The organism is Rhodococcus sp. IEGM 1330 (genome assembly GCF_033142445.1).
In the GTDB taxonomy this organism is placed as follows: domain Bacteria; phylum Actinomycetota; class Actinomycetes; order Mycobacteriales; family Mycobacteriaceae; genus Rhodococcoides.
Map to the genome: position 1 here is coordinate 191252 of NZ_JAWLSB010000002.1, position 24992 is coordinate 216243.

Consider the following 24992-nt stretch of genomic DNA (forward strand, 5'->3'; position numbering starts at 1 on the left):
CGTTGTGAACTGCCCGAGCACCCGAGATGGCACGATGGAGGGCGTGACTTCACCAAACAAGACCCAAACGGCCACGCTGCACACCAACCGCGGCGATATCGTCATCGAACTGTTCGGCAATCACGCCCCCAAGACCGTCGCGAACTTCGTCGGTCTCGCGGACGGATCCAAGGAGTACACGACGCAGAACGCGTCGGGTGCCAAGACCGGACCGTTCTACGACGGCGCGGTCTTCCACCGCGTCATCGACGGCTTCATGATCCAGGGCGGCGACCCCACAGGCACCGGTGCAGGTGGACCGGGCTACAAGTTCGAGGACGAGTTCCACCCTGAGCTCTCCTTCGATCGCCCGTACCTGCTGGCCATGGCGAATGCCGGCCCCGGCACCAACGGCTCGCAGTTCTTCATCACCACAGGCAAGACCCCGCACCTCAACCGCAAGCACTCCATCTTCGGTGAGGTCACCGACGAGGCGTCGAAGAAGGTCGTCGACGCGATCTCCAGCACGCAGGTCGGCCGCGGAGATCGCCCGGTGGACGAGGTCGTCATCAACAACGTCACCATCGCCTGATCTGACCGAAGGACTTTCGACAAGATGACGAACCCCGGCTGGGGTGGCGCGTACGGCGACCAGCCCAACCCACCCCAGTCGGTGTGCGTCCGACATCCCGATCGCCCCACCGGCCTGGCTTGTTCGCGCTGCGGCCGGCCGGCATGCCCGCAGTGTCTACAGGCCGCCGCCGTCGGACAGCACTGCGTCGATTGCGTGCGCGAGGGCAACAAGAACGTCCGCACTGCGCAGACCGTCGCCGGTGCACCCATGGCACGATCCGCCAAGACCCCGCTGACCTACGCTCTCATCGCCGTCAACGTGATCGTCTATGCCATCACGGTGGCGCAGTCCGGCGATCCGATGAACAACACCTCCGGATCGGCGCTCGCCCGCAGCTGGACTCTCAACAGCCTGCTCGTCTCCGACGGTGATGTGTTCCGGCTGATCGGCAGCGGCTTCGTCCACTACGGGCCGATACACCTGCTCGTGAACATGTTCGCGCTGTACATCATCGGTCGTGACGTCGAACTCGTGCTCGGCCGTACCCGCTACCTGGTCGTCTACTTCCTCTCGCTCCTCGGAGGAAGCGCGTCGGTGATGCTGCTGGAGAACCCACTGACGCTCACCGTCGGCGCGTCCGGTGCCGTCTTCGGTCTCCTGGGTGCACAGGCCGTCATCCTGCTGCGGCTCAAGCGAAGCCCGGCACCGATCCTCATCGTCATTGCCGTGAACATCTTCATCAGCATCTCGATCCCCAGCATCTCGCTGTGGGGACACATGGGCGGACTCGTCGCCGGAGCCGCAGCCACCGCCGGTCTGGTCTTCTTGCCCCAGCGAACCCGAGACACGGGACAACAACGAACCATGGCCGGTGTGTCCATGGCATGGCTCTCGGTCATCGCCGTCGCCCTGGTGTCGCTCGGCATCATCGCGATCCGTGTACTCGACCTGCGCGCCCAGATGGGCCTCTAACAAGTCCACTCGATGTGACATCGACCCCCGAGCGGCGCTGATGGTCGTTCCGCAGGCTCCACTCCAGTCCACCGAATGTCACATTGAGTAACCCCACAAGGCCGGAAGCTCAGGTGTTGTCTGGCACCAGACCGTGGATGTCGAGTGCGTCGAATACGTCTCGAGGGTCGGTTCCGAGGTCCCATCTGCCGAAGATGATCAGTCGGTCGTCGTCTTCACCGGGTGGGCGGATGTCGAGTTCGAGCATCGGTACTCGGCGGCCCAGTCGGGGGTATTTCACGATTTTGACCCGGACGATGTCGGCGCGGCTATAGGTGCGTATGCCGCTGAGGCGTTTCATCACCAGTGATCCGTCGTGGGTGATGGCCAGTCGGGGGCGTTGTGCGGCGGCGAGTGCGGCGATGATCCACATTCCGACGGCTGCGAGCCCGACGAGGAAGGTTCCGGCTGCGTCGGTGGAAGAGAGTGCGGCACCGATTCCGAGGGCGATTCCGCCTGCGACCAGGGCTGCGACAGCGACGAGGGGCGTCGCCCACTGCTGTTCGTACACACCCTGTGGATCGTTCGTAGAGTTATCCACAGGGTTTATCCACATTGGGGATGAATGACATCGATGTAACTCGGTCGGCTCTCAGCGCCACCGCATGGTCATGACGAGTCCGACGACCATGAACCCGAAGCCGATCAGGAAGTTGTAGGCGCCGAGGTTTCCGATGAAGGCGATGTCCTCGGAAGCCAGGTAATAGACGATCAGCCACAGCAGCCCGACCAGCATGAATCCCAGCATCAGCACCACGTACCAGACCGGTGACGGCCCGGCGTTGACCTTGACCGGCGTGCGGTTCGCCGGGTTGGTCGTGTAGTCGTTCTTCTTCCGTACCTTCGACTTCGGCATTGCTTCCTCTTCGCGTTCGTGACGGCCTGCGGCACCGCGGCCGTACCTGTGGACAACTGACGATCGGAACCTGTGGATCGGCGGGTGCCGCTCATCCCCAGGCTAGTGTGACCTCGAGGACCGTGACGGTCACCGACCCGGTTGCTGTACACGCTAACGCAGGTGAGCCCAGCACCGACCCACCGGACAAATTGCGAGCACCCGTGACACGACGATCGACTGCTTCCGCCGACACCCGCTGGTGGGTGCTCGCCGTTGCAGTGTGTGCTGTCGTCGGTCTGCTGCTCGGCACCACCAGGCATGTCTCGGACGGCAACGAGTTGCGCGGTGGGGATACCACCCGGCTCGCAGATCTGGTCGACGCGGCCCAACGCAGCAGTGATGATGCCCAGCGGAGCCGGGCCACACTCGAGCAGCAGGTCGAGTCCATTCAGCAGCGCGCTGCGACGGGGGACACCGAGGTTGCCGGCGCGTTGGTGCGGATCGATTCCCTGGCCGACGCGGCGGGACGCGAGCCCGCGTCCGGCGGCGGTGTGACCGTCACGATGTCCGACGCCCCCCGTGGCCCGGACGGCTCGTATGCGTCCGACGCATCGGTCGACGATCTGGTGGTTCATCAGGTCGATGTTCAGAGCGTGCTCAACGCGTTGTGGGCCGGTGGCGCGGCGGCGATCGCGATGCAGGATCAACGGCTGGTGGCCTCGTCGGCTCCGCGCTGCATCGGGAACACCCTTCTTCTCGGCGGGCGTACATACAGTCCGCCGTACGTGATGACGGCGATCGGGGATTCGGATCGGCTGCGCGCGGCGCTGAAGAACGAGCCGGGTGTGCGGTTGTACGAGCAGTACGCGCTGCGATACGGCCTCCGCTACGACGTCGCAGCGTCCGAGGACCTCTCGGTGCCCGCGTACTCCGAATCGGTGCGCATGCGGTATGCACAGCCTCGCTGAGTACGCTGTCCGCATGCGTATTCTCGTCGTCGACAACTACGACAGCTTCGTCTTCAACCTCGTTCAGTACCTGGGCCAGTTGAATGCCGATGTCGAGGTCTGGCGCAACGACGACGAGCGCCTCACCGACCGTGATGCGGTCGCGGGCCGGTTCGACGGCATTCTGCTCAGCCCTGGACCGGGCACGCCGCAGCGCGCAGGTGCCACGATGGATCTCGTCTCGGCCAGCGCTCGCACGAAGACGCCCCTGCTCGGGGTATGTCTGGGCCATCAGGCGATCGGCGCAGCCTTCGGTGCCACGGTGGAGAAGGCCCCGGAACTGCTGCACGGTAAGACCAGTCTGGTCCACCATTCGGGCGTCGGAGTTCTCGAGGGGATGAACGAGCCCTTCACGGCCACTCGCTACCACTCGCTGACCGTCCGGGAAGACACGATCCCGGCCGAACTCGAGATCATCGGACGCACCGAATCCGGTCTGGTGATGGCGATGAGGCACACCGAACTACCGATTCACGGCGTCCAGTTCCACCCGGAGTCCATCCTCACCGAGGGCGGACACCGCATGCTGGCGAACTGGCTCACCGTCTGCGGGATGCCCACCGACCCCGGTCTCGTCGCCAAGCTCGAAGCTCAGGTCGCCGAAGCTTTCGCCTGAGCTCGACGCGAGGCGGCTAGCCGTTGGGGATACCCAGCACCCCGATGCTCACGGTGATGGTGTCGGTCTTGCTGATCTCCGAGCCCGCGGGCTGAGTCTGGTTGACGATTCGGCCGACCATCAGTGGGTCGAGCGTCGACTGGCTCGACGTCGACAGGTTCGAGACCGTTCCGGTCCATCCTGCCGATTCCAGTGCCGTCAACGCCTGGGTCTCGGTGAGGCCGGAGAGGTCCGGCATCGGGATCTTGTCTCCGTTCGAGACCCGCAACGTCACGACGGTGTTCTCGGCGACGTTGGCACCACCGGCGGGGTCCGTCGAGACGACTTGTCCCACCGGCTGACTGGAGTCGATGTTCTGTATCTCGACACGGAGCCCGGCACCCGCGACGTTCGGCTGCGCGACGTCGACGAGCTGGCCGACGACGTTGGGCATCCGCACCTGCGCCGGCCCCGAACCTAGCGTGATGCGAACTTGCGAGTCGGCGTTCATGCTCACGCCCGAGGACGGGTTCTGCTCGACGACCTTGTCGAGGTTCTCCGGCGTCGACGGCGCACGGGCGACGGTGGGATCGAGTTCGAGGCCCACCTCGTTCAAGGCGTCCGACGCCTCCTGTTGCGTTCGTCCGGTCAGCCGCGGCACCTGGACCTGCTGGGGGCCCGAGGAGACGTCGAGCTGGATGTCTCCGGGCAATTCGGTCTGTGACCCCGCGGCCGGATTGGTGCCGATCGCGGAACCCTCGGGAGCCGACGCATCCGGCTTCTCCTGCACGGTGACGCGCAGGCCGACATTCTCGAGTTCCCGCTGGGCCTCGTCTGCGACCAGTCCGACGACGGACGGCACGGTGACGGTCTTGGGGTCCGCTCCTGGACCGAGGGACCACAGAAATGCTCCGACGATCGCGACGACGATGATCGACGCCGCGGAGATCAGCGCGATCTTGAGGCCTCGACGGTTCCTGGGTTCGTCCTCGGGTTCGCCGTGCCTCGACTCACGGGGTGTGGCGGCGGCGACCGCGGCCGGTTTGTCCGTGCCGGAGAAGTCTGCCTGCCGGGAATCGACCGACCCGAGGATCGTGGTGCGGTCCTCGTCGTTCATGACCATCGGGGCGCTCGGGCGTTGACCTCCGAGGACACGGACCAGGTCGGTGCGCATCTCGGCGGCGCTCTGGTAGCGGTTGGCGGGGTTCTTGGCCATCGCCTTGAGGATGATCGAGTCGAGTTCGCGCGGCACCGTGTCGTTGACCAGAGACGGCAGCTGAGGATCCTCGCGCACGTGCTGGTAGGCGACGGCGACCGGTGAATCACCCTTGAACGGGGGCTCGCCGGTGAGAATCTCGAACAGCACACATCCGAGCGAGTAGACGTCCGATCGAGCGTCGACCTGTTCGCCGCGGGCCTGCTCGGGTGAGAGATATTGAGCGGTCCCGATGACGGCCGCGGTCTGGGTCATCGGCGACGAGGAATCGGCGATGGCGCGCGCGATGCCGAAGTCCATCACCTTCACCGCGCCCGCGTTGTTGATCATGATGTTCGCGGGTTTGACGTCGCGGTGCACGATTCCGTTGCGGTGGCTGAAATCGAGTGCAGCACAGACGTCGGCGATGACCTCCATGGCTCGACGCGGCGCCATGGGTCCTTCGGCGCGCACGATGTCACGCAGGGTGTCGCCGTCGACGTATTCCATGACGATGAACGGGAGCGGACCGGCTTCGGTCTCGGCTTCGCCGGTGTCGTACACGGCGACGATAGCGGGGTGGTTCAGGGCGGCCGCGTTCTGGGCTTCACGTCGGAAGCGCAGGTAGAACGTGGGGTCGCGAGCGAGATCGGCGCGCAGAACCTTGATGGCGACGTCGCGGTCCAACCGAGTGTCACGTGCCAGATGAACCTCGGACATGCCGCCGAAACCGAGTATCTCGCCCAGCTCGTAGCGAGAGGACAGCGTACGGGGAGTCGTCATGGTTGTCCTCGAGGATCTTGCTGGAATGGAATCTCGATCAGCGGCCGTCTCGTCGTCGTCTGCGTGGGCTCCTCCGAGGTCGTCGTGGTTTCCTCGGTGGTGGTCGGCTCCTGCGTGGTCGTCGTCGTGGTCGTGGTGGTTTCTTCGGTGGTGGTTTCTTCGGTGGTCGTCGTGGGTTCGGTCGTCGTGGTCGTGGTGGTGGTCGGCTGCGTGGTGGTTGTGGTCGGCGGCACGAACGGCGTCGGCGTGTCGTCCCTGCCCCCGGTCAGCAGCACATAACCGCCGATGAGGATGGCCAACAGCAGCAGTCCGGCACCGCCCCAGGCGAGGGCCTTCTGCGCCGACGACATTCCGGTGGCCTCGGGCACTGCGGCCGCAGCCGTTCCGGTGGCCGGTCCGCGGTACTCGCGCTGCGACGTCGGCATCATCTGGGTGCTCGACGGCGGCGGCGCAGGGCTGGGTACGACTCCCGGCATCATGACCCTGCCGGTGCCCGTACCGCGGGAGTTTCCGGGTGCAGGCGGGCGACGGCCGGCACGGACTGCGGCGACGGCGTCGGCGAATTCGCCACCGTTGGCGTAGCGCGCGGCCGGGTCCTTGACCATCGTGATCTCGATGAGTTCTCGTACGGCGGGGGGCAGGTCGAGCGGCATGGGGGCCGGCATTTCGCGGACGTGCTTCATGGCGACGGTCAGCGCTCCGTCGCCCACGAAGGGCCGCGTGCCTGCGAGTACTTCGTATCCGACGACTCCGAGCGAGTAGACGTCGGAAGCCGAGGTGGCCTCCTCGCCGAGTGCTTGCTCGGGGGCGATGTACTGCGCTGTGCCCATGACCATTCCGGTCTTGGTCACCGGGGACGCGTCGACGGCCTTGGCGATGCCGAAGTCGGTGATCTTGACCTGCCCGGTGGGGGTGATCAGGATGTTGCCCGGCTTGACGTCGCGGTGGACGACGCCTGCGGTGTGCGCGATCTGCAGGGAACGGCCGGTCTGCTCGAGCATGTCGAGGGCATGGCCGAGCGGTAACCGGGACATCCGACCCAACACGGCGTTCAGCGGCTCACCGTTGACCAGTTCCATCACCAGGTAGGCCAGTGATTCGCCCGCGCCGTCGCGGGTCTCGCCGTAGTCGTAGACCCCGGCGATTCCGGGGTAGTTCAGCTGCGCGGTGGTGCGTGCTTCGAACCGGAAGCGCTGCAGGAATTCCGGGTCCTCGGAGAACTCGGCCTTGAGTACCTTGACCGCGACACGGCGATCGAGGCGGTTGTCCATTGCCTCCCACACCTGTCCCATGCCGCCGGTGGCGATGAGGCGCAGAAGTCGATAGCGCTGCGCGATGACAGCCCCGTTGCTCAATGGCACGTTATGTCACCTCCCCTGCAATGCGGCTGCGATGACGGCGCGCCCGATGGGTGCGGCCACGGATCCACCGGTCGCGGCGAGGGCGCGGTCGCCGCCGTCTTCCACGATGACGGCGATGGCGACCTTGGGGTCGTCGGCAGGTGCGAATCCGATGTACCACGCGTGTGGCGGCGTGTTGCGTGGGTCGGAACCATGTTCTGCGGTACCGGTTTTCGATGCGATCTGTACCCCGGGGATCTTGCCCTCGCCGCTGGTGTTGTTCTCGGAGCCGATCATCAGGTCGGTCAGCGTCGCCGCGGTGGAAGGGCTGATCGCCTCGCCCATGGCCTTGGGCTGGTAGCTCGACAGGTCCGACAGGTCGGGAGACTGCAGCTGCTGCACCAGGTTCGGGGCCATTCGAACGCCGCCGTTGGCCACGGTGGCAGCGATGACGGCGTCCTGCAGCGGGGTCAGTGCCACGTCGCGCTGGCCGATGCTGGATTGGCCGAGGGCAGCGTCGTCGTCGATGGGTCCGATGGTGCTGTCGGCGACGGTCAGCGGAACGGTCGCGTCCTCACCGATGCCGAACGCCGCGGAGGTCTCACGCATCCTGTCGACCCCGGTGTCGATGCCGAGCTCGACGAAGGCGGTGTTGCACGAGCGTGCGAAAGCTTCACGCAGCGTTGCCGTCTGGCCGCCGCCGCACGTCGAACCGTTATAGTTCTCCAGCGTCGTCGAGGTTCCCGGCAACGTGATGTTCGACGCGGCCGTGAGTTGATCGTCCGGTGTCGCGCCCGCTTCGAGTGCGGCTGCGGTGGTGATCACCTTGAACGTCGATCCGGGTGGGTAGGTCTGCGAGATCGCACGGTTGACCATCGGCTTCTCGGGATCGTTGCTCAGGTTCTCCCACGCTGCGGTGGTGGTGCTGCCGTCGTGGCTGGCCAACAGGTTCGGGTCGTAGCTGGGGGTGCTGGCCATCGCCAGGATGTTGCCGGTGGCGGGGTCGAGGGCCACCACCGAGCCGGTGTATCCCTTGGCGGTCAGCTGGTCGTACGCGACCTGCTGGACAACGGGGTCGATGGTGGTGACGACGTTGCCGCCGCGGGGATCTCGGCCGGAGATGAGGTCGAACAGTCGTCCGCCGAAGAGCCGGTCGTCGGATCCGTTGAGTACGGGGTCCTCGGCGCGTTCGAGGCCGCTGCTCGAGTACAGCATCGAGTAGTAGCCGGTGATCGGCGCGTTGGCCTGCGGGCTGGCTGGGGAGATCGAATTCTGGGGGTAGGTGCGCAGGTACTTGTAGCGGTCTTCGGTGGGGACCGAGGATGCGAGAACCTGGCCGCCTGCCGAGATCTGACCGCGCTGGCGTGAGTACTCGTCGAGCAGCACTCGTGAGTTTCTCGGGTCGGTGCGCAGATCGTCGGCCTTGATGACCTGGAGGTAGGTGGCGTTGGCGAGCAAGGCCACGACCATGACCATCACGGCGATGGACACGCGGCGCAGGGGAGTGTTCATGCGCGCTTCACCATCTCGGTGGGTGCCTCCGCGATGGGCGCTGCGGGGGCGGGCTTCTTCTTGGGCTTTGCCGGCTCACGGGCTGCGTCGGAGATCTTGATCAGCAGCGCGAGGAGCAGGTAGTTGGCGAGAAGCGACGATCCTCCGTAGGACAGATACGGCGTGGTGAGGCCGGTGAGTGGAATGAGCTTGGTGACGCCACCGACGACGACGAACAGCTGGATGGCGATGGTGAAGGACAACCCCGCGGCCAGCAGTTTGCCGAAGCTGTCGCGGACGGCCAGCGCGGTACGCATGCCGCGAATGATGAACAGCAAGTACAGGATCAGGACCGCGGTCAGGCCGATGAGGCCGAGCTCTTCTCCGACCGTGGCGATGATGAAGTCCGTCTTGGCGAACGGAACCTGGGACGGGCGACCACTACCGAGCCCGGTGCCCGCCAACCCGCCCGTGGCGAAGCTGAACATGGACTGGACGATCTGGTAGCCGGTGTCGTTGTAGTCGTCGAACGGGCGCAGCCAGGTGTCGGTGCGGATCTTGACGTGGCCGAACACCTGATACGCGAACAGGAATCCGACGAGCAGCAGCCCGAACCCGATGATCAGCCAGCCGACGCGTTCGGTGGCGATGTAGATCATCACCAGGACGGTCCCGAAGATCAGCAGCGAGGTGCCGAGGTCCTTCTCGAACACCAGCACGCCGACGGAGACGATCCAGACGACCAGGATCGGACCGAGGTCGCGTGCCCGCGGGAAGTCCATTCCGAGGAAGTGCTTGCCGGCGACGGTGAACAGTTCGCGCTTGGCGACCAGCAACGATGCGAAGAAGATGAGCAACAGGATCTTTGCGAACTCGCCGGGCTGAATGCTGAAGCCGGGCAGTCGGATCCAGATCTTCGATCCGTTGACCTCGGAGAATGCCGACGGCAGCATCGCCGGGATGGCCAGGAGCACCAATCCGGCGAGTCCGACGGTGTAACCGTAGCGAGCCAGGGTGCGGTAATCACGCAGCAGCACCAGCAGAGCGACGAACCCGGCGATGGCCAGCGTCGTCCACAGCACCTGCTGGTTGGCATCGGGCGACGGAATGGGGTTGCCGAGATACTGGGCCTGCTGCTCGTCGGCCAGATCGAGGCGATGAATGAGCACCAGACCGAGTCCGTTGAGCAGCGCCACGATCGGCAGCAACAACGGATCCGCGTAGGGCGCGAAGCGTCGTACGGCGAGGTGCGCCACCGTCATCAGCGCGAGATATGCCACCGCGTACTTCGCCAGATCCCAGGTGATGGTCTGTTCCTGACTGGCTTCGACCAGTACCAGGGAGATCGTGGTGATCAGAACGGCAGCGCCGAGCAGCAGCAGCTCGACGCCGCGTCGGTTGGATTGAACCGGTGCGGGCGCGAACCCGCCGGGCGGACTCGGAAAGGACCCTCCCGCGGATGGATTGGAACTCATCGAGTACCGGTCCTGCAGTTCTGACCGGGAATCTGCGGAACCGTCGGTGTCGGTACCGCAGTGGTGGTCGGTGCTGCCTCCGGAGCGGGTGCGACCGTGGGCGGCAGCGGTGCAGCGGGCGGCGGGATGATCGACGTCGGAGTCGGCTCGACGGTCGTGGTGACGACCGGCTCGGTCTCGCACACCTGAAGCAGGTCACCGGAGGCCAACCGCTCGACCTGACCGCGCGCATCGTCGAGAGATCCCGACGGCAAACCGGCCGTGACCTGTTCACGTGCGGCAGGCAGAAGATCGTCGATCTCGAACGGGACGCAGTCCGCCGGGGCGGCATCCGGGGCGGTCAACGAGACGGCTCCGTCGTCGTCGAGGCAACCCACCAGTTCCACGCTCTGCAGCGAGTACCCGAGAACCGACCCGGGCAGGCCGCGCAGGACGGTCACCTTGCTGTTGTCGGCACCGACGTAGTAATTGCCTTTGATGATCGAATTGGCCACGAGCGCACCGATTCCCGCCAGCACCACCAGGGTCAGGGCGACCAACGTCCAGCGCAGTTTGTGCGACTTCTTCTCGGGCGTGACGACCGGTGTGGTGACGCGCTTGGGCGTCGTACGCGGGGGACGCATCGCTGCTGCGCGCCCCGCTGCGGTGTTGGGCGGAGGGGCATCCTCCTCGTCCTCGGTGCTGGCGGCACCGCCGAGGATGGGGTGGCTCTGTCCGTAGTCGAGGTCGATCACATCGGCGACGACGACCGTCACGTTGTCCGGACCGCCACTGCGAAGCGCGAGTTCGATGAGACGGTCGGCGCAGGGCCCCGTCTCGCCCTCGTTCATGGTGTTCTCGATGGTCTCGTCGCTGACGACGTCCGAGAGGCCGTCGGAGCACAGCAGGTATCGGTCGCCCGCACGCACTTCCCGAACGGTGAGCGTCGGCTCGATCTCGTTGCCGGTGAGGGCACGCATGATCAAGGAGCGTTGCGGGTGTGTGTGCGCCTGCTCGGCGGTGATGCGGCCTTCGTCGACGAGTGACTGAACGAAGGTGTCGTCTCGGGTGATCTGGGTGAGCGAGCTGTCGCGCAGCATGTACGCACGTGAGTCGCCGATGTGTACCAGTCCGATTCGCTTGCCCGCGAACAGGATTGCGGTCAGCGTGGTCCCCATGCCGTCGAGTTCGGGTTCGTCCTCGACCTGATCGGCGATGGACGCGTTGCCTTCGCGGGTGGCTGCTTCGAGCTTGCCCAGCAGATCCTCGCCGGGCTCGTCGTCGTCGAGATGAGCCAATGCGGCGATCATCAACTGCGAGGCCACTTCACCGGCGGCGTGACCGCCCATGCCGTCGGCCAGCGCCAGTAGGCGAGCCCCGGCGTACACGGAGTCCTCGTTGTTGGATCGAACCAGACCGCGATCACTGCGGGCGGCATAGCGAAGGACGAGGGTCACGGGCGCAACTCGATCACGGTCTTGCCGACGCGGACAGGGGTTCCCAGGGGGACGCGAACGGCGGTGGTCACCTTCGCGCGGTCGAGGTAGGTGCCGTTGGTCGAACCGAGGTCTTCGACGTACCAATCATCGCCGCGGGGCGAGATGCGCGCATGCCGAGTCGACGAGTAGTCGTCTGTCAGAACGAGAGTGGAGTCGTCCGCGCGCCCGATGAGGACGGGCTGCGTGCCGAGCGAAATGCGCGTTCCGGCGAGACCGCCCTGGGTCACCACGAGGTACTTGGCCACCTTCTGCTTGTTGAACGACGGGAGAACTCTCGAGCCGCCGGAGTAGCGAGCAGGCACTTTCATGCCTGCGGCCGCGTAGATGTCACTGCGCAAGGTGCGAAGGACGGCCCAGACGAAGAACCACAACAACAGCAGGAAGCCCGCCCTTGTCAGTTGCAGAATCAATCCCTGCACGACGATTCACCTCCTCCTTCGCAATCGACCTGCATCCCGCCCACGCGAAAAGCCGCGGCGCGGCAAACATGGTTGCCTCGCAGCATCATAGGGTGAAGCAGCTCGTGTGGACGACATACGGGTGGACGAGAGTGCGAGTCGAACCCCCACCCCAGCCCACGTCGATCGTCAGACGATCCGGACCAGAATTTCGGAGTGACCGGCCCGAATGACGTCGCCGTCGGCCAATTGCCAGTCCTGCACCGGAGCGCCGTTGACGGTGGTGCCGTTGGTGGAACCGAGATCGGAGAGCATGGCCACGCGGCCGTCCCACCGGATCTCGATGTGACGACGCGAGACACCGGTGTCGGGGAGTCGGAACTGTGCGTCCTGGCCACGGCCGATGATGTTCTGACCGTCACGGAGCTGGAAGTAGCGGCCGCTGCCGTCTTCGAGTTGCAGCGTCGCGGCGAGCGCCTGACTCTGACCTGCGTACGAGGCGGGCTGGTCGTAGCCGTACCCGTCGCCACGATCGCCCGCGCCCTGCGGGTAGCCACGGCCGTAGGCGGCCGGAGCAGGCGGGTAGTCGTAACCGGGCTGCTGGTGTCCGGGCTGCTGATACCCGGCGGCCTGGGGCTCGGCGTACCGCGCGGCCGGGTCGTTGTACGCCTGCTCCTGGTAGGGGGCCTCGGAGTACGCGGCACCCTGATCGCCGGCGTTGTAGTCGTAGCCCTGGCCGTTGTAGCCCTGCGCGTCGTATGCCTGGCCGTCGTACCCCTGCGCGTTGTAGCCCTGGGCGTCGTACCCCTGCTCCTGGCCGCTGGGCGCGCCGTAGGCGTGGGGGTCGTAGCCCTGTTCCTGGCCTGCTGCGCTGTAGGCCTGACCCTGCTCGGGGTACGCCTGCTCGTCGTAGCCGCCGTTGTACGGCTGCTGGTCGTAGCGCGGGTCGTGATCGGCGGGCGCGTAGGCCTGGGCGTCGTACCCGTTCTGCTCACGTGCGGGGTAGCGCGGATCCTGGCCACCGGCGTAACCGTTGCGCGCGCGCGGATCGGGACGATGACCGTCCGCGGGGTCGCGCTGCGGGTCGTAGCCTGGGTTCTGCGTCATGTGGCCGGCTCCTGGTATCGACATCGGTGGGGCAGACGGTCGCTGCGTAGCTGAAGGGACGGGACTGGGTGCTGGCGGAGCCGATACGTTCTGTTGGGCCGAGGCACCCTGCTGCGCGTTTCGGTCAGCAGTCGCCGATCGTCCCACATCGGGATCGACCGAGCCACTGGCACGGAACTGCCCGGTGTGAAGGGTGGGCGACGGCTCGAAGCGAACCACCACGTCGCCGTAGGTCTGCCAGCCTTGATCGCGGATGTAATCGTCGAGGTGACGTGAGAACGCCTTGACCGTGAGTTCTCGATCACCGGCGAGCTCGTCGTGGTCCGAGCTGTTGATGGTGATGACGTAGCTGTTGGGAGCCAGGAGGTGCCCGCCGTCCAGAGGCCGCACCAGATCCGACGCTTCCTGCTGGAGCGCTGCCTCCACCTCCGCCGGTACGACGCCTCCGCCGAACACGCGGGCGAAGACGTCGCCGACAGCGCCTTGGAGCTTGCGTTCGAAACGCTGAACGATGCCCATCGTGACCCCTCCTCTCACTGTGTTCTTCCACCGTGTGGTGCCTGCTGGTGTGCAGGACGCGACGGCCGCGTGTCATCACGAAGTCGCGCTCCAAGCATGATATACGGTGCCGCCGACGGGGACTGCCCGCCGCCGTCGGCTCCCGGCAGCGCGACGCGGCGATTTTCGAGCGCGGCATGGTGCGTGTTAGTGTTCTCGCCGTTACCCGGGCGGGTGGCGGAATGGCAGACGCGCTGGCTTCAGGTGCCAGTGTCCTTATGGACGTGGGGGTTCAAGTCCCCCTCCGCCCACCACACTGGCCGCAGCTGATTCGATCGCTGCGGCCAGTAGTTTCTTCCCAGGTCCTTTTCCTCGAATCGTCTTACAGGCGTGTGATTCTCGGCCGATGTCGGCGGGGTGAGTCGAATACCCGGCCCCGAGGACGTCTCGCATACGGAAATTCGCAGGTGAAAGCCCGTAATAGGCTTACCTTATTTGCGGGGGCACCCAGGTACTGACTTATCGTTCGTAGTTGGATAGGCCTCACCACGGCCGAATCCGCCCCGACCTCACTTTTCTACCACGAGCCCACCTGCTCGTGCAGAGGAAAGCGTCGACGATCGACAGGTGCAGCTTCAACGGCGAGGACGCACCGCAGGCCGTTCGTGCAGCCGGTTACACCACACCGTCGCCGACGAGTTTCAAGGCTGGACTTATCCGAAGGCTAGGTATGAAGCACACTCCGGGCCCGCAAGGCCTCTACGATCCCGCCAACGAACACGACTCCTGTGGTGTCGCGTTCGTGGTGGACATGCACGGTCGACGCAGTCGCGACATCGTCGAGAAGGCGATCACCGCACTGGTCAACCTCGAGCACCGCGGTGCTGCCGGCTCCGAACCGAACACCGGTGACGGTGCGGGCATTCTGATCCAGGTTCCGGACGCGTTCTTCCGCGCCGTCGTAGATTTCGAGCTCCCCGCGCCCGGCGCGTACGCAACCGGTGTCGCTTTTCTTCCGCAGGGCCGTAGCGACGCAGCACGTGCCTGCGAGGGTGTCGAGCGCATCGTCGAGAGCGAGGGCCTGACGGTTCTCGGTTGGCGTGAGGTTCCCACCGACGACTCCTCCCTCGGCGCTCTGGCGCGCGACGCGATGCCGACGTTCCGTCAGTTGTTCCTCGCTGCCCCCGACGCGTCGATCACCGACCTCGACCTGGAGCGTCGCGCGTTCGTCATTCGCAAGCGCGTCGAGCACGAGCTGGGCGAAGAGGGCGCAGGCAAGGACGGCCCCGGCCGCGAAACCGTGTACTTCCCGTCGCTGTCCTCCCAGACCTTCGTCTACAAGGGCATGCTGACCACCCCTCAGCTCAAGGGCTTCTACCTCGACCTGCAGGACGAGCGTGTGGAAAGCGCACTGGGACTTGTGCATTCGCGCTTCTCGACCAACACGTTCCCGTCGTGGCCGCTGGCGCATCCGTTCCGACGCGTCGCCCACAACGGCGAGATCAACACCGCCACCGGCAACGAGAACTGGATGCGTGCCCGCGAGGCACTCATCACCTCCGACGTGTTCGGCGGCTCCGACGCGCTCGAGAAGATCTTCCCCGTGGTCACCCACGGAGCAAGTGACACAGCACGTTTCGACGAGGTGCTCGAGCTGCTGCACCTCGGTGGACGCAGCCTGCCGCACGCCGTGCTCATGATGATTCCCGAGGCGTGGGAGCGGCACGAGTCCATGGACCCCGCACGTCGGGCGTTCTACAAGTACCACTCCTCGCTGATGGAGCCCTGGGACGGACCGGCTTCGGTGTGCTTCACCGACGGCACCGTCATCGGCGCGGTCCTGGACCGCAACGGCCTGCGCCCGAGCCGGCTGTGGGTCACCGACGACGGCTTGGTCGTCATGGCCTCCGAGGTCGGCGTTCTCGACATCGATCCATCGAAGGTCGTCCGCAAGGTTCGCCTGCAGCCGGGCCGCATGTTCCTGGTGGACACCGCGCAGGGCCGCATCGTCTCCGACGACGAGATCAAGGACGAGCTCGCCGCCGAGCATCCGTACCAGCAGTGGCTCGACGAGGGCCTGACCTCGATCGACGATCTGCCCGAGCGTCCGCACGTGCACATGCCGCACGACCGCGTGCTCATCCGTCAGCAGATCTTCGGGTACACCACCGAGGAACTGAACGTGCTGGTCTCGCCCATGGCGAAGGCCGGTGCCGAGGCCATCGGTTCCATGGGTACCGATACCCCGATCGCCGTGCTGTCGGCTCGTCCGCGAATGCTGTTCGACTACTTCTCGCAGCTGTTCGCACAGGTCACCAACCCGCCGCTCGACGCCATCCGCGAGGAGATCGTCACCAGCCTCGGCGGCACCATCGGGCCCGAGGGCGATCTGCTCAACCCCGGTGCCGACAGCTGCAAGCAGATCGTGCTTCCGCAGCCGATCCTGCACAACGACGATCTCGCCAAGCTCGTCCACATCAACGACGAGGGCACTCAGGAAGAGCTGCGCTCGGTGGTGGTGCGCGGTCTCTACCCGGTGTCCGAGGGCGGTGAGGGCCTCCGAAAGTCGTTGGAGGCCATCCGCGCTCAGGTTTCCGCTGCCATCTCCGGTGGCGCGCGGATCATCGTGCTCTCGGACCGTGAATCCAGCGAGAAGCTCGCTCCGATTCCGTCGCTGCTCCTCACCGCCGCCGTGCACCATCACCTGGTCCGTGAGCGGACCCGCACCAAGGTCGGCCTGATCATCGAGACCGGTGACGCCCGCGAGGTGCACCACATGGCTCTGCTCATCGGCTTCGGTGCGGCAGCGGTCAACCCGTACATGGCGTTCGAGTCGATCGAGGACATGATCGAGCGCGGTGCCCTCACCGACATCGAGTTCGACAAGGCCGTCGCCAACTACATCAAGGCCGCGGGCAAGGGTGTGCTGAAGGTGATGTCCAAGATGGGCATCTCGACTCTCGCGTCGTACACCGGAGCCCAGCTGTTCCAGGTCATCGGCCTCTCGCAAGAACTGGTCGACGAGTACTTCACCGGCCTCAACAGCCACCTCGGTGGAATCGATCTCGATCAGGTCGCCGACGACGTCGCAGCGCGGCATTCGGTGGCGTACCTGGACAACCGTCAGGAGCGCGCGCACCGCGAGCTCGAGACCGGTGGCGAATACCAGTGGCGTCGCGAAGGCGAGTACCACCTGTTCAACCCGGACACGGTGTTCAAGCTGCAGCACTCCACCCGCACCGGTCAGTACGACGTCTTCAAGGAATACACGAAGATGGTCGACGACCAGTCCGAGCGGCTCGCGTCGCTGCGCGGTCTGTTCCGCTTCAAGACCGAAGAGCGGCAAGCGATTTCGATCGACGAGGTCGAGCCGGCCAGCGAGATCGTCAAGCGTTTCTCGACGGGCGCGATGAGCTACGGCTCCATCTCGGCCGAGGCGCACGAGACCCTCGCCATCGCCATGAACCGTCTGGGCGGGCGCTCGAACTCCGGTGAGGGCGGCGAGGACGTCTCGCGGTTCACTCCGGACGAGAACGGCGACTGGCGACGGTCGGCCGTCAAGCAGGTCGCGTCGGGACGCTTCGGCGTCACCTCGCACTACCTGAGCAACTGCACCGACATTCAGATCAAGATGGCGCAGGGAGCCAAGCCCGGTGAGGGCGGCCAGCTTCCGGCACACAAGGTGTACCCGTGGGTCGCCGAGGTTCGGCACTCGACGCCCGGCGTCGGCCTGATCTCGCCGCCGCCGCACCACGACATCTACTCGATCGAGGATCTCGCGCAGCTGATCCACGACCTGAAGAACGCCAATCCTCAGGCCCGCATCCACGTGAAGCTGGTCTCCGAGGTCGGCGTCGGAACGGTCGCCGCCGGTGTGTCCAAGGCGCACGCTGACGTGGTGCTCATCTCGGGCCACGACGGCGGCACCGGCGCGACGCCGCTGACGTCGGTCAAGCACGCGGGTGGACCGTGGGAGCTCGGTTTGGCCGAGACCCAGCAGACGTTGCTGCTCAACGGACTTCGCGATCGCATCGTCGTGCAGGTGGACGGTCAGCTCAAGACCGGCCGCGACGTCATGGTTGCCGCTCTGCTCGGCGGCGAGGAGTTCGGTTTCGCTACCGCTCCGCTCGTCGTCTCGGGCTGCATCATGATGCGCGTCTGCCACCTCGACACCTGCCCCGTGGGTGTGGCGACCCAGAATCCGTTGCTGCGCAAGCGTTTCGCGGGCAAGCCGGAGTTCGTCGAGAACTTCTTCATGTTCATCGCCGAAGAGGTTCGCGAGCTCATGGCCGAGCTCGGATTCCGCACGCTCGACGAGGCCGTCGGTCAGGTGGGTCTGCTGGACACCACTGCGGCCAAGGAGCACTGGAAGGCGTCGAAGCTGGATCTGTCGCCCATCCTCGAAGAGGTCGAGTCGGCGTTCATGAACCAGAACCTCTACAACACCGGCGTGCAGGATCACGGTCTGGACAAGGCCCTCGATCAGCAGCTCATCTCGGCCAGCCGCAATGCGTTGGACAAGGGTGAGAAGGTCGCGTTCGAGTCCAAGATCACCAACGTCAACCGCACCGTCGGCACGATGCTCGGGCACGAGGTCACCAAGGCGTACGGCGGCGTCGGACTGCCGGACGACACCATCGAGATCACGTTCACCGGCTCGGCAGGCAACAGCTTCGGTGCCTTCGTGCCCTCCGGCATGACACTGCGTCTGCACGGTGACGCCAACGACTTCGTCGGCAAGGGTCTCTCCGGTGGGCATCTGATGTTGCGCCCCTCGCTGAATGCCCCCGAAGGATTCGTCGCCGAGGACAACATCATCGGCGGAAACGTGTTCCTGTTCGGTGCCACCAGCGGCGAGGCTCTCATCCGCGGCGTCGTCGGCGAGCGCTTCGCCGTTCGTAACTCCGGTGCTGTTGCCGTCGTCGAAGGCGTCGGCGATCACGGCTGCGAGTACATGACCGGCGGCAAGGTGGTCATCCTCGGCGCGACGGGCCGTAACTTCGGGGCCGGCATGTCCGGTGGCGTCGCGTTCGTCTTCGATCCGAACAAGACGTTCGAGGCCAACCTCAACACCGAGCTGGTCGATATCGAGGAGCTCGAGGGTGACGAGTTCACCTGGCTCCGCGGCATCGTCACTCGCCATCAGGAGCAGACCGGCTCCGAGGTGGCCGAGCGGATCCTCGCGGATTGGTCACAGCAGGTGAACCATTTCGTGAAGGTCATGCCTCGCGACTACAAGAAGGTACTGCTGGCCATCTCCGAAGCCGAGAAGAACGGCGCGGACGTGGACGAAGCGATCATGGAGGCAGCTCGTGGGTGACCCACAGGGATTTCTGAAGAACACGGTTCGCGAAGTGCCGAAGCGGCGGCCCGTCGACCTGCGCCTGATGGACTGGAAAGAGGTCTACGAAGACTTCTCGAAGGACACCCTGCGCACCCAGGCAAGTCGATGCATGGACTGCGGTATTCCGTTCTGCCACAACGGCTGCCCGCTGGGGAACCTGATTCCCGAGTGGAACGACCTGGTGTTCAAGGACCGCTGGCGCGACAGCATCGATCGGTTGCACGCCACCAACAACTTCCCGGAGTTCACCGGGCGGTTGTGCCCCGCTCCGTGCGAGGCGTCGTGTGTGCTGGGCATCAACCAGGATCCGGTCACCATCAAGCAGGTCGAGGTCGAGATCATCGACAAGGCCTTCGAGGAGGGCTGGGTCACGCCGGTCTACCCGACGCACCTCACCGGTAAGACCGTCGCCGTCGTCGGCTCGGGTCCCGCGGGACTTGCCGCAGCACAACAGCTCACCCGCGCCGGCCACACCGTCACGGTGTTCGAGCGTGCCGATCGCATCGGCGGACTGCTGCGCTACGGCATCCCCGAGTTCAAGATGGAAAAGCGCCACATCGATCGTCGGCTGGCGCAGATGGAGGCCGAGGGCACCGTCTTCCGCACCGGTGTCGATGTGGGCGTGGACATCTCGGCCGACGAACTGCGCGAGCAGTTCGATTCCGTGGTCCTGTCCGGCGGAGCCACCGCGTGGCGCGATCTGCCCATCGAGGGCCGCGAGCTCGACGGCATCTACCAGGCCATGGAGTTCCTGCCGCACGCCAATCGGGTACAGCAGGGCGACTTCGCTGCGCCGCCCGTCAGTGCCGAGGGCAAGAAGGTCGTCATCATCGGCGGCGGCGACACCGGTGCCGACTGCCTCGGCACCTCGCACCGTCAGGGCGCGGAAAGCGTCCACCAGTTCGAGATCATGGCCCGCCCACCCGAGGAGCGTGCGACGTCCACCCCGTGGCCGACGTACCCGCTGATGTACCGGGTGGCCTCCGCACACGAGGAGGGTGGCGAACGCGTCTTCTCGGTCAACACCGAGCGTTTCGTCGGCGAAGACGGCAAGGTCACCGCACTCGAAGCCTGCGAGGTCGAGTTCAAGGCAGGCAAGTTCGAGAAGGTCGAGGGCAGTGAATTCACCCTCGAAGCCGATCTGGTTCTGCTCGCCATGGGATTCGTCGGACCGGACAAGGGCGGCCTGCTGACCGACCTGGGTGTCGACTTCAACCAGCGCGGCAACGTCGAGCGCACCAACGAGTGGGTCACCAACGTCCCCGGCGTGTTCGTCGCCGGAGACATGGGTCGTGGCCAGTCGCTCATCGTGTGGGCCATCGCCGAGGGCCGCTCCTGCGCGGCCGCCGTCGACACCTTCCTGCAGGGAGCAACCGCATTGCCGTCGCCGATCGTGCCCACCCAGGCGCCGCAGCGGTAAGTCGCGTTTTTCCGCCGAGCTCGAAGTTATGGACGGATTGCAGTCCGATTCCGTCCACAACTTCGAGCTCGTCTGCGTTTCACGACCATCCGCCACACGGTTACGTCCGTTAACCATGTAGGCATCTGATGGTCACAGGCCGCTGTCATTGTGGTGATCGAACAACGAAGCGTTCGATCACCAGTGAGGCCCCCTCCCCATGAGTGTCAAGAAGATCTGCGCCGGTATCGGCGTCGCTGCAGCTGTTGCGTCCGGCCTGGTCGTCGGGGCGGCATCGCCCGCCGCCGCCGACCCAGCCGATTGCCCGACGATGTACGTCGTGGCCATTCCGGGAACCTGGGAGACCAGCTCGGGCGCGGCCCCCAAGCCGGGGATGCTCACCGATGTCACCGACCGTCTCGGTAGCGACATCCGTACCGACTACGTCTCGTATCCCGCCACCGCGTTCCCCTGGGAGGGCGAGGTGTACGGGCAGTCTCGTGCTGCGGCCGTCACCAACGCGGGCGGGATGCTGAAGGCCATGGCGGATCGTTGTGGGGCAACGAAACTCGGGATCATCGGATACAGCCAGGGGGCCGACGCGGCGGGCGATCTCGCCGCTGCCATCGGCACCGGAGTGGGCGTCGTGCCCGCCGACAAGGTGGTGGCGGTTGGCTTGATCTCCGACCCGAAGCGCTCCGATTCCGACGCTCTGGTGGGGCCGGCCGTGGTCGGAACCGGCGTCGGCGGACCGCGGGTCGGCGGATTCGGCTACGTCAGCCCCGTGGTGCGGACGTTCTGTGCCGTCGGCGATCTGTACTGCTCGACGCCCAAGGACGATTACGTCGCGCGGCTGGCCGGCTTCTTGGCCGTGTCGTCCAACCCCGCGCCGAACGTCGCCGATCAATACTCGCAGGAAGCGCAGTCCCTGATCGCGGACCTCGCAGCAGCCGGTGGTCTGCCGGTGCTGCAGGGCCAGCTGTCCGATCAGGCGAACGCTCAGCGTCAGCGTGAGATCGAGGCGTTCTACCGCTCCGGTATCCACCAGGAGTACCAGAGCTACGACGTCGAGAACGGCCAGTCAGCGACGCGGTGGTTGGCGCGCTACCTCGCCGACGCAGTCTGACGGCGTAGCAGCACGAAGACGGTCACTGCACTGACGGCCATCAGTCCGGCGCTCGCACCCGACGCAAGATTGAAGCCGTCGATGAAGGACGAATTCGCTACGGCTGTCAGTTGCGAGGCGAACGGCTCCGGCAGATAGTCGGCGACGGCGACGGCACCACCGATGGTCTCTCGTGCCGGATCGGCGATCTCGGCAGGTGTCTCCGCGGGGATGGCGTCGTCCATGCGGTGTCGGTAGACGGTGCTGCCGATCGTGCCGAGGATGGCGATGCCGACGGCGCCGCCCAATTCGGCTCCGGTTTCGGACAATGCCGATGCTGCACCGGCCTTTTCGGGAGCCGCGGCGGTGAGCACGATGTCGGAGTTCAGTGTCGAGGCCGCGCCTATTCCGAAGGTCAGTACGGCCATGCCGGTGAGCAGTAGCGGCAGTCCCGAGTCGGCGTTCACGAATGCCATTGCCGTGCAACCGATGGCGATGGACAGCAGGCCGCCCGCAATGATCGTGCCGGTCCGAATCTCCTTGCTGAGCGTCGGTGCGAGCACGGCACCGGCCGCGGCGGCGACGGCGGGAACGAGCAACCACAGACCGGCTTCGAGCGGTCCGAGACCGACGACGAGCTGCAGGTACTGGGAGGCGAAGAGGCTGAACCCGGTCATGGCGAAGATGACCAGGAACTGCACCACAACAGCTGCGCTGAAGGCACGTTCGGCGAACAGCGTGACGTCGATCAGCGGGTTCGCGGCCCTGCGCTGCCGGAGAACGAACACCGTGCCCAATGCCAGCCCGGCCAGAGCGCTCACGGCTGCTGCGGTGTCGATTCCCTCCTGCGCGCCGTGCTTGATGGCGAAGACGATCGAGAGCATCGAGGCGATCGCGAGGACCACGCTGATCGGGTCGAATCTGCCGGGGTCGGTGTCCTTGAACTCGGGGACCAGGAGTGGGGCCGCGACGAAGAGCACGATCATGATCGGAATGTTGATCAGGAACACCGAACCCCACCAGAAGTGCTCGAGCAGAACACCTCCGATGACAGGACCGACGGCGGCACCGCCCGCGAAACCGGCGGTCCACAGGCCGATGGCTTCCTTGCGTTGGGTCGGGTCGTGAAACATGTTGCGTATCAAAGACAATGTGCTCGGAGCGATGGTGGCTCCACCGATGCCCAGTAGTGCACGCGCCACGAGCAGCATCTCGGGGGACGTGGAGAACGTCGCGGCGAGTGATGCGGCACCGAACACGACGGCACCGATCATGAGCAGGGTGCGTCGGCCGATCCGATCGCCGAGTGAGCCCATGGTGATGAGGAGGCCGGCGAGCAGGAACCCGTAGATGTCGAGGATCCACAGCGTCTGGTTGCCGGTGGGTTCGAGATCGGCCGTCATGAACGGCAGGGCAAGGTACAGCACCGACATGTCCATCGACACGACGAGAATCGGCACCACCAACACTGCGAGGCCGAGCCAATCCTTCTTGGTGGCGCGCTGGTCGGTTGCCGTCTGGCTCACTGTGACTTCCCTTCCCGAATGGACACCTCAGCTTAGGCGGGTCGGGGGTACGTTCGGTGAAGAAATGTGTGCCTCGTCGAACGAAGGAAACATCACCTCATGACCATCGATCTGAAGGTCGTCGCGACGATCATCGCCAAGCCGGATGCTGTCGACGCCGTGCGCGACGGCCTCGCGGCCCTCGTCGCCGAATCACGGAAGGAAGACGGGAACGTCTCCTACGAACTGTTCGAGTCGGCGATAGAGCCGGGCACGTTCATCACCATCGAGGTGTGGAAGTCGCAGGAGGACCTCGACGGTCACATGCAGACCCCGCATCTGCAGCAGGCGCTAAGCGAGTTCGGTGCCCATCTCGCGGCTCCGCCCGCCATCCATCCGCTCCGACCCGTCGGCTGAGTCCCCGCGCGCGCTCGTGTAGACAAGCGCCGAGACGGCCAGCAGAGCCGCTGTTGCACCGATCGCGAGCCAGCCGGTCCCGCTCATCTCGCCCGACGCGATGATGCGGGCTCCGGCCGCGGTGTAACTCATCGGCATGAACGCCGCCAGATCGCCCCAGATCGGTGCAGTCGACGCGTACGCGAAGCCGCAGACGACAACCTGAACCACGAGGGCGACGACGTTGACGATCTGGCCGACTACGGCGCCGAGCACCCGTTGAATCGCTCCCGCTGCGGCGAGGTATGCCGCGGCGGAGACGATCAGGAAGACGCCTGCGCCGAGCACTGGCCCGAGGGCTGCGTCGGTGGCGAAGGCGAACGCAACGGCGGCGCTGATGCCCACCGCGGCAACGGCTGCAACCACCGAGAGCACTCGTGGGCTGCTGTCCTTGCCGAGTACTCGCACGAGGCTGACGCAGCCGAGAGCTCCGAGAGCCACCAGCGCCGCGATCAGATACGGAGTGGCACCGGTGCCGGTGGACGTCGTTGTGGCCGCGAGATTCTGGTCCGTGGTGGCGTCGTCGGTCGCGGACGCACCCGGCGGGAGTGCCGCGGAGGCGTCGCGCACGTTGGTGGCGATGCCGTTGACGATTCCCTCGACCGGCTTGACCGACGTCACCAGTTGATCGGTGCCGGCTTTGAGCTGCTGCCCGCCGTCGTCGAGCTGGCCGAGTCCGTCCCGCAGCTGGACCGTGGCGTCGCCGAGCTGTGCGGTGGCACCGAGGAACTGACTGTTGGGGTCGTTGAGTTCGGAGGACAGCTGCTGAGCACCGCCCTTGAGGGTCTGCAGCTGGGCGAGGGTGTCGGGCCCGAAAGCCTGGGTGTTCAGGGTGTTGATGACCCCGCGAATCTCGCCGGAGATGGCGTCGGATCCTGGGTGCGGGAAGCGATCGACCTGGTCTGCGGTGGCGGCGAGTTTCGCGGTGAAATCTGCCTGCAGAGCGCCGAAGCCGGTGAGTTGGTCGACAACCTGGTCGACGCCACCGCTGATCTGCGACGCGCCGTCCCCGAGCTGACCGATGCCGTCGCGGTACTGACCGAACCCGTCGGCGAGCTGAACGGTTCCGTCGTGCGCCTGGGTGATGCCGTCGGCGAGCTGCCCGACGCCGTCGTTGAGCTGCGTTCCGCCGTCGGTCAGCTGGCCGATACCGCTGGAGAGAAACGTGATGGGCAGCGATGCGCTGTTGAGGCTGCTCCTTGCCGCGGCCAGAGGATCCGCCGTCTGCTGGTCCGGTGCCGGTGCCTGCTCCGTGCCGGCGACGACGGTGGTGGTGGTGGCCGTGGATTCGCCACCGAGGTCGTAGCCGGTGCCCAGTGCAAAGGCACCTACCGCAACCAGAGGAAACGCCAGCGCAGTGAGAGCAACGGCAGGACGTCGAAAGATACGCAATTCACCCATGATGAGTTCGAGG

General features: G+C 65.7%; 19 protein-coding genes and 1 tRNA gene. 9 read left to right on the forward strand and 11 right to left on the reverse strand.

From position 1 onward, the window contains the following. Window positions 1–34: 34 nt before the first annotated feature. Window positions 35–571: a peptidylprolyl isomerase gene (locus R4P57_RS05765; RefSeq protein ID WP_317802308.1), complete on the forward strand. Its 537-nt coding sequence runs from the start codon at window positions 35–37 to the stop codon at window positions 569–571. A 24-nt stretch (window positions 572–595) separates the two neighbouring features. Next, a complete protein-coding gene (locus R4P57_RS05770) occupies window positions 596–1525 on the forward strand; it encodes a rhomboid family intramembrane serine protease (protein WP_317801900.1) in 930 nt (309 codons plus the stop codon). A gap of 109 nt (window positions 1526–1634) precedes the next feature. On the opposite strand, the gene R4P57_RS05775 is transcribed toward R4P57_RS05770, so the two are convergent. Both R4P57_RS05775 and crgA read right to left on the reverse strand, forming a co-directional pair. Further along, window positions 1635–2120, reverse strand: coding sequence for a PH domain-containing protein (locus R4P57_RS05775; protein WP_317801901.1), 486 nt, complete (start codon window positions 2118–2120; stop codon window positions 1635–1637). Between the two features lie 36 nt (window positions 2121–2156). Then, window positions 2157–2420: a cell division protein CrgA gene (gene crgA / locus R4P57_RS05780; RefSeq protein WP_317801902.1), complete on the reverse strand. Its 264-nt coding sequence runs from the start codon at window positions 2418–2420 to the stop codon at window positions 2157–2159. A gap of 203 nt (window positions 2421–2623) precedes the next feature. Between crgA and R4P57_RS05785 the strand changes: the two genes are divergently transcribed. Beyond that, the gene (locus tag R4P57_RS05785; protein WP_317801903.1) at window positions 2624–3370 is read left to right on the forward strand and encodes a DUF881 domain-containing protein; all 747 of its coding nucleotides are present in this window, start codon (window positions 2624–2626) and stop codon (window positions 3368–3370) included. Window positions 3371–3383: 13 nt separating this feature from the next. Continuing rightward, on the forward strand, window positions 3384–4025 hold the full coding sequence (locus R4P57_RS05790; RefSeq protein WP_094632255.1) for an aminodeoxychorismate/anthranilate synthase component II: 642 nt from the start codon (window positions 3384–3386) through the stop codon (window positions 4023–4025). 16 nt (window positions 4026–4041) lie between these two features. Here the strand turns inward: R4P57_RS05790 and pknB are convergent, their stop codons facing one another. The 7 genes from pknB to R4P57_RS05825 form a co-directional block, all read right to left on the reverse strand. Continuing rightward, complete coding sequence (gene pknB / locus R4P57_RS05795) at window positions 4042–5982, reverse strand: Stk1 family PASTA domain-containing Ser/Thr kinase (RefSeq protein WP_317801904.1); 1941 nt, start codon at window positions 5980–5982, stop codon at window positions 4042–4044. Further along, window positions 5979–7343, reverse strand: coding sequence for a serine/threonine-protein kinase (locus R4P57_RS05800; protein WP_317801905.1), 1365 nt, complete (start codon window positions 7341–7343; stop codon window positions 5979–5981). The genes pknB and R4P57_RS05800 overlap by 4 nt, the downstream gene beginning before the upstream one ends. 6 nt (window positions 7344–7349) lie before the next feature. Further along, complete coding sequence (locus tag R4P57_RS05805) at window positions 7350–8834, reverse strand: penicillin-binding protein 2 (protein WP_317801906.1); 1485 nt, start codon at window positions 8832–8834, stop codon at window positions 7350–7352. Next, a complete protein-coding gene (locus R4P57_RS05810; protein WP_317801907.1) occupies window positions 8831–10288 on the reverse strand; it encodes an FtsW/RodA/SpoVE family cell cycle protein in 1458 nt (485 codons plus the stop codon). Before R4P57_RS05810 ends, R4P57_RS05805 begins: the two co-directional genes overlap by 4 nt. Continuing rightward, window positions 10285–11724: a PP2C family serine/threonine-protein phosphatase gene (locus R4P57_RS05815; protein WP_317801908.1), complete on the reverse strand. Its 1440-nt coding sequence runs from the start codon at window positions 11722–11724 to the stop codon at window positions 10285–10287. The genes R4P57_RS05810 and R4P57_RS05815 overlap by 4 nt, the downstream gene beginning before the upstream one ends. Then, the gene (locus tag R4P57_RS05820; RefSeq protein WP_317801909.1) at window positions 11721–12185 is read right to left on the reverse strand and encodes an FHA domain-containing protein FhaB; all 465 of its coding nucleotides are present in this window, start codon (window positions 12183–12185) and stop codon (window positions 11721–11723) included. Before R4P57_RS05820 ends, R4P57_RS05815 begins: the two co-directional genes overlap by 4 nt. Window positions 12186–12353: 168 nt before the next feature. Further along, a complete protein-coding gene (locus R4P57_RS05825) occupies window positions 12354–13790 on the reverse strand; it encodes a DUF3662 and FHA domain-containing protein (protein WP_317801910.1) in 1437 nt (478 codons plus the stop codon). A gap of 207 nt (window positions 13791–13997) precedes the next feature. Between R4P57_RS05825 and R4P57_RS05830 the strand changes: the two genes are divergently transcribed. The 4 genes from R4P57_RS05830 (at window position 13998) to R4P57_RS05845 (ending at window position 21638) form a co-directional block, all read left to right on the forward strand. After that, a tRNA-Leu gene (locus R4P57_RS05830) sits at window positions 13998–14083 on the forward strand. A 416-nt stretch (window positions 14084–14499) separates the two neighbouring features. Further along, complete coding sequence (gltB, locus tag R4P57_RS05835) at window positions 14500–19089, forward strand: glutamate synthase large subunit (RefSeq protein ID WP_317801911.1); 4590 nt, start codon at window positions 14500–14502, stop codon at window positions 19087–19089. Continuing rightward, window positions 19082–20533 carry a glutamate synthase subunit beta gene (locus R4P57_RS05840; RefSeq protein WP_317801912.1) on the forward strand — a complete coding sequence of 484 codons (1452 nt, stop codon included), beginning with the start codon at window positions 19082–19084 and terminating at the stop codon, window positions 20531–20533. Before gltB ends, R4P57_RS05840 begins: the two co-directional genes overlap by 8 nt. A 199-nt stretch (window positions 20534–20732) precedes the next feature. Further along, a complete protein-coding gene (locus R4P57_RS05845) occupies window positions 20733–21638 on the forward strand; it encodes a cutinase family protein (protein WP_317801913.1) in 906 nt (301 codons plus the stop codon). On the opposite strand, the gene R4P57_RS05850 is transcribed toward R4P57_RS05845, so the two are convergent. Then, complete coding sequence (locus R4P57_RS05850; protein WP_317801914.1) at window positions 21617–23143, reverse strand: MFS transporter; 1527 nt, start codon at window positions 23141–23143, stop codon at window positions 21617–21619. The genes R4P57_RS05845 and R4P57_RS05850 overlap by 22 nt on opposite strands. 99 nt (window positions 23144–23242) lie before the next feature. Between R4P57_RS05850 and R4P57_RS05855 the strand changes: the two genes are divergently transcribed. Beyond that, window positions 23243–23539 carry a putative quinol monooxygenase gene (locus R4P57_RS05855; protein WP_317801915.1) on the forward strand — a complete coding sequence of 99 codons (297 nt, stop codon included), beginning with the start codon at window positions 23243–23245 and terminating at the stop codon, window positions 23537–23539. Here R4P57_RS05855 and R4P57_RS05860 read toward each other — a convergent pair. Then, window positions 23474–24979: a phage infection protein gene (locus R4P57_RS05860; protein ID WP_317801916.1), complete on the reverse strand. Its 1506-nt coding sequence runs from the start codon at window positions 24977–24979 to the stop codon at window positions 23474–23476. The two genes, R4P57_RS05855 and R4P57_RS05860, sit on opposite strands and share 66 nt — an antisense overlap. Window positions 24980–24992: the final 13 nt, after the last annotated feature.